The sequence below is a fragment of the Phytoactinopolyspora endophytica genome, assembly GCF_004138495.1.
GTDB lineage: Bacteria > Actinomycetota > Actinomycetes > Jiangellales > Jiangellaceae > Phytoactinopolyspora > Phytoactinopolyspora endophytica.
On the sequence record NZ_ML142853.1, the window covers coordinates 363,999 to 374,776 of the forward strand.

Genomic DNA, 10,778 nt, shown 5'->3' on the forward strand with positions numbered 1-10,778 from the left:
TGCCAGAGCATGAAGTTCGATGTACGTTGCTCACCCGACGACCGGACGAACAGGTCCACCTCGGGCAGGTCGGGGTTGTAGAGGTAGCGGGCCAGCGTCTTCTCGTTGACCCGCTTCGGGTTGACCTTCCCGGCTGCGACGTCCGCTGCCAGCGATGCCGCGGCGTCACCCAGCTCAGCGCGGCCGCCGTAGTTCACGCAGAACTGAAGCGTGATGACGTCGTTGTCCACGGTGCGGCGCTCAGCCTCGGCCAGCTCGTCGATGACGCTCTTCCACAGCCTGGGGCGCCGGCCGGCCCAGCGGATGCGGACTCCCATCGCGTCCAGCTCGTCGCGGCGGCGGCGGATCACCGACCGGTTGAACCCCATGAGAAACCGGACCTCTTCCGGTGAGCGCCGCCAGTTCTCAGTGGAGAACGCGTACGCCGAGAGACAGCCGATACCCATCTCGATGGCGCCGTGGATCACGTCCAGCAGCGACGACTCACCCGCCTCGTGACCCTTGGTGCGGGGAAGCCCGCGGCTGTTCGCCCACCGGCCGTTGCCATCCATGATCAGCGCCACATGCTTCGGCACCAGATCGGCTGGGATCGGCGGCGGGACGACGCCGGATGGATGCGGAGGCGGCGTCGCGTACTCTGGTCGCCTCACGCCTGCACCACCTGCCCGTCTCCGGCCGAGTTCTGCTCGCCGCTGTCCATGTCCCGTTCACCACCGGCTGTGTTCGGATCATCGCCGACCGGACCCGGCCCGTCGGCGATCACGTTCCGCTCTCTGTACACCCGCTCCACCAGCGGCAACGAGCGAAGCCCCCGTTCCAGGTGCCACTGTAGGAATGCCGCGGTGATGCCGCTCGCATCGCGGCGCGCCCACGACTCGCTGGCGTCGGCGATCCCCCAGTCCCCGGTCAGCAGGGCACTCAGCAGAGAGACCGTGTCGGCCGACGGAGCGACCGTGCCTGCGGGCCGGCACGATGGGCACACCATCCCTCCGGCCTGGACGGAGAAGAGCCGGTGCGGACCATCCGCGCTACAGCGGGCGCAATCGGTGAAGTTCGGCGCGAATCCGGCGATCGCCAGGCCACGCAGAAGGAAGGCATCGAGGATAAGACCGGCGTCGTGCTCACCGCCGGACAGAGCGCGCAGCGCCCCCACCAGCAGGTGATAATGCTGCAGCGCCGGCTCGCGCTCCTCAGCGCTGAGCCGCTCCGCGGTCTCGAGGATGGCCGACCCGGCCGTATAGCGCCCGTAATCCGCGCAGATCTTCGTACCGAACGGAGTCAGCGTCTCCACCTGGGTGACCACATCCAGCGATCGCCCCGTGGCCAACTGGATGTCGATGTGCATGAACGGCTCCAGCCTGGCACCGAACCGGCTGGTGGTCCGTCGTACGCCCTTGGCAGCCGCTCGCACGCGACCGTTCTCCCGGGTGAGTAACGTGACGATACGGTCGGCCTCGCCCAGCTTCTGGGTGCGCAGCACGACCCCTTCGTCACGATAGAGACTCACGCCCCCTATTGTCCGTCACGACGCTGACATCCCCGGACTCCGGCTCGCCGACAAGCAACGAGCGTCTTCACCGACTCAGCCGGGCCACAGATCTCGCCCTGTCATAAACCGAGCCCGGTGCGCCTGATGCCAACCGTGACTTGGTGTCGCCTAGCTTCGGTTCTCCCTTCGTCGGCGGTGCGCGTCGTGCTTGCGGGTCCTCATGAGGCGTCCAACAGCTTGCTGTATCTCTGCCGGGCGGCCTGGCGCGAGACACCAAGCGAACCGGCGATTCGGTTCCACGAGTGCCCACGGGCACGTGCCACCGTCACAGCTTCGACCAGCCGAGCCTCGTCGGCGCGGACCGCGTCGGCGGCCTCCGCTACCTCCCGCAGCTCCGATATGTCCTCGAACTCGACGTCCTCGGGCAGGTGCTCGACAATCTGCTCGAACCGCTCGGCGGCCTTCTCGATCTCGTCGTCTGTGTGTCGCATCGTCATCACCCCTTCACAGGTTCCGCAAGAACTTCAGTCGTAGCGGCATGGCATGGACAATCACCGGATCCTCGCCGTCGGCATCAAGCACACCGATCTCCAGCATCCGGCCCGTCCCATCCGGGCCGATTAACATGGTGAAGCCTTCGTCCATGCGGAGCCGACGAGTGGCGTTACGCCAGGCGTGAAGCATGTCGTCGTCCTCGACGCCGTGCTTCTTCGCTGGACTCCCGATCCGCACATAGACAATCTATATTGTCTACATTGGAGGTGTCAAGAACTGTTGTCTACCCCGCCATCGGCTGAGCTCCCCCGATTTGCCGAACGCTGCCCCGCACCCGCTGCCAGCTCGGAGCACGTCTCCAGATACGAACGCGACGAACGCAAGCTCGGTATCTTCGACCTGATCGAGATCTGCCGACCGTAGGGCTCGGGTTCACCCCCGTACTCGACCGCACCACGACCCACAAATGTGGCGAGACTCTTAAGTAGGACGTCCACAAGCCCTCAAAGTGTGCCTCGCTCATGGCCCACCGGCGACAGATGGACGACGTCATGTTGCATGCTCGACGCCGCGCCATCGGTCGTGATCAACCCATCATTCTCCCAAGCCGCCGATGTATACGGCGGCGTCGTAGTCCCAGCCCGGTGTTACCTCAAGGACTAGGTCGGTAGGGTCCTCGACTCCATAGGCCAGCTCGAAGCTCACCTCCCGGTCCGGCAAGACTGAGGTACTCGGTGCACCTTCCATTCCCTCGTCGTAGATCGAGCTACCCTCCGACGTACCAGACTGCATCGTCGAGTAAAACTCCGACGGGTCGTAGGGTTCGTCGGAGTTGTTGATGATGGTGACTGTGAAGGCCACGGCTAGATCGAAATCTTCGCCACCAGCTGAGTACTCGGATGCTTCAAAGGCCCGTAGGCTGTCGACATTGACTGTGACACCGTCATCCCATGCGAACCCGCCGGCCGCGCCGTCGAAGGCGCCATAGTCATCTGATTCAGCCTCGTCAGACTCGGCTATCTCGTCCAGCGGCCCAGACTCGGGTTCGTCTTCATCAGCTTCGTCTTCATCGGCTTCGTCATCCAGACCGGCAGCCAGCTCGTCCAGCTCATCTTCGCGCACATCGAGCTCCGCTTCCCGCTCGTCCAGAACAGCCTCACGGTCAGCATCTGCGATCGGAACGTCACGGTCATCAGCTGTGGCATCGTCGGTCTCGTTTGACCCGGCAACGTAGCCGACGATAGTGAAAAGAATCGCCGTGAAAACAATACCGAGGATCCACGGCCATCTGTGGCGCTTCTTCTCGGCAGGTGGCTGCGGCACGGGTCGTGTCTCGGTCATGTGTCCCCCTCAGAACAGTGGCGCAACCTTACGCTCGACGTCGGACAGGCAGGTAGGGACTTTTGTCACGCGTCGGCCAGGATCGAGATGCGTGTTCCGTGGTAACGCCTGGTTCAACGCCCAGGGCTCGAATTCCGGTAACCGATACCGTGGCTGGGGCAGTCGTTCGACGTCGGGCGGTTGCGTTAGCGTGAATGCGTGAGCAGTGCCGATCCGCCGTGGGCGCATGAGAAGGCAGAGACCCATGCGCCTGATCCTCAATGGGCCAGCAAGGCGAGGACCGAGCGTGCCCGGCTGATGGAACTGCTGGCGCCGTGGCTGGACGACGGTGTCGAACACGTTGGGTCGACCGCGGTTCCCGGCCTTGCCGCCAAGCCGATCATCGACCTCATGGCGTCAGTGAACGATCCTGATGTCGTGGTCGAGCAGGCGTCGCAGCGGCTCGCCGCAGATGGCTGGTGTTATGTGCCGCCGGAGTTGGATGGTCGGCCGTGGCGGCGCTTCTTCGTCAAGCCGGATGCATCCGGGCAGCGCCGGATGGCGCACCTACACGTGATCCCGTCCGGGCATGTGCGTTGGGCGGAGCAGCTCGCTTTCCGGGACATACTGAGGCGTGACGACCAGCTGGCGAGACGGTACGCGGAGTTGAAACGGCGGCTGACGGACCAGCACGGACACGACCGCGAGGCCTACACCGAGGCCAAAGCAACATTCATCGCAGAAGCTCTCCAGCATGGGGCTGAGCTAGACACGCGGCCACCTGACTAAGGGACACATGACCGTCGGCGGTTGGCCATCGTGGCAGGGTCAACCGTCGACGGTCACGGCACACGAACGGTCAGCAGGCCTTCGTCCAGGAGCATTCGAGGTCGCCCGGCTGCTCGACCGAGGGCTCTGGCACGGCATTCCGGGTGCTGACTGACACATCGCCGTCGGCGGTGTGCTCGGCGAGCCGGATGGCGATCGCGTCCTCGATATCGCTGGGCTTGGAACTGAGGTAGTTGTTCAGCAGGATCGAGTAGACCAGCTCGTCACCGTCGGTGGTGGTCACGTAGCCGGACAGGCCGGTGGCCCCGGTCAAGGTCCCAGTCTTGCCGCGCACATTGCCCTCGGCCGCCGTGCCGTCCATTCGGAATCGCAACGTGCCGCCGACGAATCGCTCCTCCACCCCGGCGACCGGCAATGACTCGTACCACGCGTCATACCACGGCTCATCCTGGACCGCGAGCAGGAGCTCGATGATTTCGTTCGCCGGGATCCAGTTGCGTCGGGACAGGCCGGACCCGTCCACGGACCCGATCGTGCCGGTGTCGACGTCCCAGGCCTGCAGCGCGTCTTCCATGACGCCGAGCCCCGCCGTCCAGGTGCCCGCGCCCGCGGCTTCCTGCCCCATCGCCTTGATCAGCACCTCGGCGTGGCCGTTATTACTGAGCTTCATGAACGGGATCAGCAGCTCGCTCAGCGGCATCGACTCGTGGGACGCGAGCACCCGGGCGTCGTCGGGCGTCGACGCGAACTCCACGCCGTCCCGCACCTGCACTCCGCGGTCCTCCAGCGCGTCCAGGAACACGTCCGCAACCAGGCCGGTGGGCTCCCACACCGCGCGCCATACCGAGGTCGCCGCAGAGTCGGTGGCGATGGTGCCGGAGACGCTGATCTCGGCTTCACCATGGCCTCGCTCGATCGAGATGTTCCGGCCGCTGCCCGCCTCCGTCGTGGTGGCGTCGTTGTTGATCTCCACGTAGTCGTTCTCCGGGATCACGGTGACCTCGGCGTCGTCGCCCGCCCGGTTGCCGGGTTCAACCCGGACGATGACCGTCCCCGCGTCGTAGTCGGTGTCCGGGGCGACGCTCAACGCCGAGATCTGCGCCGAGTAGTAGTACTGTTCGTCGTCCCAGTTCCAGCCAAGCCCGAGCCGCCGATCGTCGAACCAGGTGTCGTCGGCGACGACGGCGCCGTGCACGCGCTGGATGCCCGCGTCGGCGATCTCGTCCGCCAGGGCCACATAGTCCTCGGCCAGCATGGTGGGGTCACCGGTGCCGCGCAAGTACAGGTCACCGGCGAGGACTCGACCGGCCTGCCGCGCGTCGCTTTCGACCGTGGTCTCGAAGATGTAGTCGGAGCCGAGGACCTCCATCGCGGCAGCGGAGGTCAGCAGCTTCTGATTCGACGCCGGCATCAGCCGGTCAGCGCCATTGCGGTCATAGAGGACCTCGCCGGTCTCCGCGTCGGCGACGACGACGGACGCCTGACTGCCGTCCATCCGAGGGTCGGCGAGGATGTCGTCGATATCGGTGGCCATCTCTTTGACGGCCGGATCCAGCTCGTTCTGGCTTTCCGCCGACGGCAGTGCCGACGGGATGACGTTGACAGCGGCCACCATGCCGCCGACGGCGAGGGTAGCGATGACGTTCCGGGACCGACCACGCATCCGGACTCCTTCTCGGGGAAGATCACAGCGAGGTCTAGACCATCGTGGAATTCTTTGCGCTGTGTCAAGACATATCCGGAACAATTCTCGCTACTCGGGCAGACCTCCACGAATCATCTCCATGTGGCCCGGCCGGGTGTCCACGTCATCGATTACCACCACGAAGACTTCGAACAGGTCATCTGCAGACTCGAACCCGGCGGAGTCCAAGCCGTCTTCGACCATCTCGGCGATCGCACACGACGGGCACATCGACGCCTCCCCCGGCGCCACCTTCCCGCTGGGCGAAGTAACGACGCCTTCGGCGCGTGTTTATGTTCGCTCGCCTACGGGTGAGCGGCGCGCCAGGCATCCCAGATCTCCGGCCGAAGCCGGCCGCGTGCAGGGACCGTCATGCCCGCGGACCGGGCCCAGCTACGGACCTCGGCAGTGGTGGGCAAAGGCGCTTCTGGCGCGTCACCGACTTCTTCGGCCACCGAGATCGCGGTGAGAGGAGTGTCAGAGGCCGGAACCTTTATATCCGGCGAGATTCGCTCTAGCGCAGCTTGCTCTGTCTCGGCCCACTGGTGTGCAGCCGCGAGGAACCGATACGTCCACTCCTCGGCCAGTGGCCGGGTCTCGCAGAACACGATGGGCACTCCTGGCCAGCCCACCTGCAGCTCGGCAAGACCGTCCGCCACGACAGCAGGCCGAACACGGTCAAGCTTGAAGATCGCCGAATAGCGATCTTCCACGACGACTGCTGCACGTGGCAGCGAGGCCAGCTCAGCCATGGCGTAACGCAACTTCCCGCCAGTGAGGCTGCCGACAAGATCGGGAACCGACTTACGTTCGACCGCCGCGACCAGCCGACGATCGGAGGTGATCCCATAATCGCCACAGGGCAGCGCACGCTTCACCGTTTGCACCTGCTGGTTTGCGAACCGATACGCATACTGCTCATGCGAGTCCACCACAATCTCCAGCTCGGCGATGCCGGACGCGCGGGCCGTGGGCGTCCGCACATTCGGCCTGGCCTGCTTTCGGGTCCGGGGCGACTGCCAGAACACTGCGTCCCGCCCGCGCGCCTTGGTGAATACCAGCTGGGAACGGCTCTCCCGAGCGCGGTCCAACACCAAGTCGATCGCCGCACCCCGGCGACGGCAGGAACGCAGGGCCACCTGCTCAACGATCTCCGGGTCGGCCGGCCACTCGTCTGCCGGCACCGGGTGGCAGTACAGTGCCTTGGTCCGCGGCCACGTCCCTGACGTACGGAACACCATCCCACCGCTCAGTGGCAAGCGCAGCAAGTAGGGCAGCTTCGAGTCCGGGTCAGGGTTGCTCGCTATCAGCAGCTCCACGAGACCAATGTCTCATGACCGATGTCATGAGGCGCCTGTCGTCGGGCTATGGCCGACGTGAACGACCGGTTGCTGGCCGCTTGCTTGCCCTGCGACGTCCAGGGGCTGGTGGCTGCGCCGCCCGCGGCTGAGCCGCCGTCGGCCTCAAATCAGCCGGCTCGTGGATGTCCCAGTGTGCTCGTGTCAGCTGTCTTCCAGGGTATCTTCGTCAGCTGAGTGCCTGCTCTTGAGCCGGCGCTGAGTCCGGGTAGCCGCGCAGCTGAATCCCGCTGAGCATAGGAGTGTCATGGACAACCCGTCCGGAGTGGTGTTCCCGCTCAGCTCAGAAGGTGTGCGGAGCACTTCTACCCTGGGACGCGCCGTCGTCGCGGATGCTCTGCGTGAGGTGGATGCGGTGGGCGCTCGCGCCGCGGAGCACGAGACGAACTGGCGCCGGGGCTATCTTCTTCATTTCCGGCGGCTCGTCGAGGCCGGGCTCACCTCCGCTCCAGCCGCCCGGCAGATCGCGGCAGATGGGCTGGCTTCCCTGCACGATCGGATGCGTGTCCTGGTTGCCGACGCCGAACCCGGCACCGCCACCGCCGACCCCGCAGCCGAAATCGGCACGGCCACCGAAACCGGCATCGCTCCCGCCGACGCCGCTGCAGAGACCAGCCTGGCGGAGGCGCTGAGTGAGCACGCCGACCCGTTGGAGACCGCTGTGGTCACGGGCGAGGGCACACCGGATCGGGAACTCGTGCTGCCCTACCGTGGCGACCGTCTCAGGGGCGACGCGCTGGCCCGGCAGCTAGACACCTGGGTGTCCGCCGGGGTAATCGAGGTTTCCGCCGCAGAGTCGGTGCGGACGGTCATGGCCAATCCGGACTGGCTGGACCTGTCGGACGTCCGGCTGGTCGCCTTCGGTGCGGGTGCCGAGATGGGCCCCGTCCAGGCGGTTCTGCGATGGGGTGGCGACGTCACGGCCGTCGACCTTCCGCGTCCTGGCATCTGGAGAGGTCTGGCCGAGGCCGCCCGGCGCTACCCCGGACGTCTACACATGCCCGTGCGGCCAGGCAGCGGCGACCTCGAGTCGCGGGCCGGCGCGGATCTGGTGAGCCAGCTGCCCGCACTGGTCCAGTGGCTCACGCAACTTGATGGCCGGCTGGTGCTCGGAAACTATGCCTACGCTGATGGCGCGACCCACATGCGTGTCGCGATGGCCGTGGACGCGCTCACCGCGCATCTCACCCGGGAGCGCACGGACACCGCGCTGTCCTTCCTGGCCACACCGACGGATGTGTTCGCCGTCCCCGCCGACGCCGTGGAGCAGTCGGTCCGTGCCTATGAGGAGCGGTCGAAGCTGAGCCTGGTCCGCCGCCCGCTGAAGATCTTGACCGCTGGCCGGTTGCTCCAGCGCAATTACGTTCCGGGCGCCGATCCCGGCATCTGCGACAGCCTCGTGTCACAACAAGGCCCGAATTACGCACTGGCCAAGCGACTGCAGCGCTGGCGCGCCACGACGGCGCGCGCGCAAGGGCACACCGTGAGCCTCAACGTGGCGCCGCCGACCAGGACCCGTTCAGTCATGAAGAACCGCGCTCTGGCCACCGTGTACGCGGGGGCGCATCGATTCGGCGTCGAGGTGTTCGAACCCGGCACGGCCAACACGCTCATGGCAGCGCTGCTCGTACACGACCTGCGTCGACCTGCACCCCCACGCGAACATCCATGGCTGGACGAAGCCGCCGAGGCAGCACACGGTGGGTTGTGGCGGATAGCCTATGCCCCACGCAGCGCGCTCGGCCTTGCCGCACTGGTGGGTATCACTGGCGCGAGGGCATAGCGGCAGCCGCGGGCGTCGGCGCCACTCCGATCTGCTGCATGAAGGCAGCGTCGTCTCGAACGGACCAGTGCTCAACGCTCTTGCCGTCCTCGAAGCGGTGGATGTGGACGTGCCGGTAGGCGAACTCCCGGCCGGTGGCGGGGATGCCCATGAACTCTCCGGTGTGGCGGCCGCTGTGGGTCAGGTGCACCGCAACCATGTCGCCGTCGCCGATGATCTGATGGATCTCATACCGCTGATCGGAGAAGGCGCTGCGAAGCCAGAACATGATCTGCTTCACCCCTTCGAAGCCTTGAGGAAACCCAGGTGGCGCCTCGTGGTTGATGCCGTCGGGAGGTACAATCTCGGCCAGCCCTTCGACGTCGCCGCTCGGCCAGATCTCTTCCCAGAGCCTGCGCGTGAGCTCCTTGTTGTCAGGCATGATTCTCTCCCTCTCGGCGAGTCGAGGGCTTCGAGCTTCGAGAGCCGCCGTTCGCCTTCTCGTCGGATGTGACGTCTCCACAGTGACTCCTCCCGACATGTTCCGTGCAGACTGCTAGCACCACGGTTTTCGCACATCGAAGCGGGTGGCAGCACCCCTTCGAACTCGCCTGCCTGTGCCCTGTCCCGGCTCTCGGTACGCCCGTAGCGTCGTGAACCGACAGGAAGGGGCACGTCATGACAACCACCACTGTGGACGCGACGGTCACGTCGCTGTCGTGGATTCCGTCCGAAGCTGTGACGGGTCCGTCCAGGAAGGCATTCGACATCGGCTTCACTCACTACGATGCTCCGCCGCCGGACGTCGTCGACGACGTGGAGGAACTGTGCCGTCAGGACCGTTTCCGCTACGCCAACGTCCTGACCGGACGGGGCACCGTCGAGCACGGCCGCATCGTCCGGGCCGAGTATGACGACGCCTCGGACGTCGTCATGGGCTCGACGACGGTCCGCGTCGGACGGCTCGGGGCGACGTTCGCCGCCGTCGCGCTGCCAGTCATACGCCAGGATCCGGAGTTTCGCGACGACGGCAGTGTCCGGCTGGTGCAGACGTGCGGCGGGCGGACCGCGGTGCCGATGCCACGCCCCGTACCGCACCGACCGTTCGTGAAGATGCAGGCGCCCTGGGTGTGGACGACCCTGGCGCTGACGTTGCGCCCGGACGGAACCTCCGAAGTCGAGCTCGCCGGCGCCAGCGCGTTCCCCCGGCACTGGGTTTACGATGCGGCCGGGAAGTTGGCGCTGAAGTCCGGGCTCACCGACTACGCCGACTGGGCAGCTCATTCGTTCGGTGCCCGCACGCCATGGGGCGAGGAGGACTCCCCCGCCCTGGTCACCGCGGCGGAGAGCGCAGCGGAGCGGGTGCTGTCGCGGACCTTGATGTCCGGTGCTCAGCCTCCGACGATCACGACGCACCCGGCCGGCCACCAGTTGACCCACCAGGGAGCACCGGGCGACGAGCTGTACCTCCTGCTCGATGGTGTCCTGGCGGTCGACGTCAGCGGCGAGCGGCTGGCCGAGATCGGGCCAGGCGCCATCCTCGGGGAACGCGCCGTACTGGAAGGTGGCCTGCGCACGTCCACCCTCACGGCGGTGACTCCGGTGCGGGTCGCCGTCGTCCCCGCCGACGCGGTCGACCGGGACCGACTCGCCGAGTTGGCCGCCACGCACCGCCGCGAGGACGACGCCAACCCGGCAACGCCGGATTTCGCTCCTTCAGCAGCGGTCTTCGCTGTCGTCGAACCCGGGGCACCAGCCGGGGACGAGCCCGGCGCCGCCCCAGCGACGCCCGGCGCCACCCCCTCAACAACGACCACGGAAGATTCACCCCAGGCTAAGGACGAACCCGCGTGAGGATCACGCTGCATGGAGTTCGCGGCT

12 protein-coding genes are annotated in these 10,778 nt (G+C 66.3%); 3 read left to right on the forward strand and 9 right to left on the reverse strand.

Going from position 1 to position 10,778, the window contains the following annotated elements:
- The 5 genes from uppS to ELR45_RS12495 form a co-directional block, all read right to left on the reverse strand.
- On the reverse strand, positions 1–650 hold a 650-nt coding region (gene uppS / locus ELR45_RS12475; protein WP_240759539.1), incomplete at its 3' end, for a polyprenyl diphosphate synthase.
- On the reverse strand, positions 647–1,507 hold the full coding sequence (recO, locus tag ELR45_RS12480) for a DNA repair protein RecO (RefSeq protein ID WP_129666366.1): 861 nt from the start codon (positions 1,505–1,507) through the stop codon (positions 647–649). The genes uppS and recO, both read right to left, overlap by 4 nt.
- A gap of 200 nt (positions 1,508–1,707) precedes the next feature.
- Entirely contained in the window at positions 1,708–1,980 is a 273-nt protein-coding gene (locus tag ELR45_RS12485; protein WP_129666368.1) for a sigma-70 family RNA polymerase sigma factor, read from the reverse strand.
- A 13-nt stretch (positions 1,981–1,993) separates the two neighbouring features.
- Positions 1,994–2,221 carry a hypothetical protein gene (locus ELR45_RS12490; RefSeq protein ID WP_129666370.1) on the reverse strand — a complete coding sequence of 76 codons (228 nt, stop codon included), beginning with the start codon at positions 2,219–2,221 and terminating at the stop codon, positions 1,994–1,996.
- Between the two features lie 357 nt (positions 2,222–2,578).
- Complete coding sequence (locus ELR45_RS12495; RefSeq protein WP_129666372.1) at positions 2,579–3,325, reverse strand: hypothetical protein; 747 nt, start codon at positions 3,323–3,325, stop codon at positions 2,579–2,581.
- A gap of 198 nt (positions 3,326–3,523) precedes the next feature.
- On the opposite strand from ELR45_RS12495, the gene ELR45_RS12500 reads away from it, so the two are divergent.
- The gene (locus ELR45_RS12500; protein ID WP_129666374.1) at positions 3,524–4,093 is read left to right on the forward strand and encodes a GrpB family protein; all 570 of its coding nucleotides are present in this window, start codon (positions 3,524–3,526) and stop codon (positions 4,091–4,093) included.
- 70 nt (positions 4,094–4,163) lie between these two features.
- On the opposite strand, the gene dacB is transcribed toward ELR45_RS12500, so the two are convergent.
- The 3 genes from dacB to ELR45_RS12510 all read right to left on the reverse strand — a co-directional run bounded on the left by dacB (position 4,164) and on the right by ELR45_RS12510 (position 7,096).
- The gene (gene dacB / locus ELR45_RS12505) at positions 4,164–5,756 is read right to left on the reverse strand and encodes a D-alanyl-D-alanine carboxypeptidase/D-alanyl-D-alanine endopeptidase (protein WP_129666376.1); all 1,593 of its coding nucleotides are present in this window, start codon (positions 5,754–5,756) and stop codon (positions 4,164–4,166) included.
- Positions 5,757–5,846: 90 nt separating this feature from the next.
- Positions 5,847–6,008, reverse strand: a complete 162-nt coding sequence (locus tag ELR45_RS35070; protein WP_165367717.1) for a hypothetical protein — start codon at positions 6,006–6,008, stop codon at positions 5,847–5,849.
- 74 nt (positions 6,009–6,082) lie between these two features.
- Positions 6,083–7,096: an ERCC4 domain-containing protein gene (locus ELR45_RS12510; protein ID WP_129666379.1), complete on the reverse strand. Its 1,014-nt coding sequence runs from the start codon at positions 7,094–7,096 to the stop codon at positions 6,083–6,085.
- 286 nt (positions 7,097–7,382) lie between these two features.
- On the opposite strand from ELR45_RS12510, the gene ELR45_RS12515 reads away from it, so the two are divergent.
- Positions 7,383–8,918, forward strand: coding sequence for a hypothetical protein (locus tag ELR45_RS12515; protein WP_129666381.1), 1,536 nt, complete (start codon positions 7,383–7,385; stop codon positions 8,916–8,918).
- Here ELR45_RS12515 and ELR45_RS12520 read toward each other — a convergent pair.
- Entirely contained in the window at positions 8,899–9,339 is a 441-nt protein-coding gene (locus ELR45_RS12520; protein ID WP_165367718.1) for an ester cyclase, read from the reverse strand. The two genes, ELR45_RS12515 and ELR45_RS12520, sit on opposite strands and share 20 nt — an antisense overlap.
- Positions 9,340–9,575: 236 nt before the next feature.
- Between ELR45_RS12520 and ELR45_RS12525 the strand changes: the two genes are divergently transcribed.
- Positions 9,576–10,751: a cyclic nucleotide-binding domain-containing protein gene (locus ELR45_RS12525; RefSeq protein WP_129666385.1), complete on the forward strand. Its 1,176-nt coding sequence runs from the start codon at positions 9,576–9,578 to the stop codon at positions 10,749–10,751.
- The last annotated feature ends 27 nt before the right edge of the window (positions 10,752–10,778 follow it).

What these genes read in the sequence shown, in the direction of transcription:
- ELR45_RS12520 (WP_165367718.1), bottom strand. Translation starts at nt 9,339, where the DNA reads ATGCCTGACAACAAGGAGCTCACGCGCAGGCTCTGGGAAGAGATCTGG.
- ELR45_RS12515 (WP_129666381.1), top strand. Translation starts at nt 7,383, where the DNA reads ATGGACAACCCGTCCGGAGTGGTGTTCCCGCTCAGCTCAGAAGGTGTG.
- ELR45_RS12485 (WP_129666368.1), bottom strand. Translation starts at nt 1,980, where the DNA reads ATGCGACACACAGACGACGAGATCGAGAAGGCCGCCGAGCGGTTCGAG.
- ELR45_RS12525 (WP_129666385.1), top strand. Translation starts at nt 9,576, where the DNA reads ATGACAACCACCACTGTGGACGCGACGGTCACGTCGCTGTCGTGGATT.
- dacB (WP_129666376.1), bottom strand. Translation starts at nt 5,756, where the DNA reads ATGCGTGGTCGGTCCCGGAACGTCATCGCTACCCTCGCCGTCGGCGGC.
- ELR45_RS12495 (WP_129666372.1), bottom strand. Translation starts at nt 3,325, where the DNA reads ATGACCGAGACACGACCCGTGCCGCAGCCACCTGCCGAGAAGAAGCGC.
- ELR45_RS35070 (WP_165367717.1), bottom strand. Translation starts at nt 6,008, where the DNA reads ATGTGCCCGTCGTGTGCGATCGCCGAGATGGTCGAAGACGGCTTGGAC.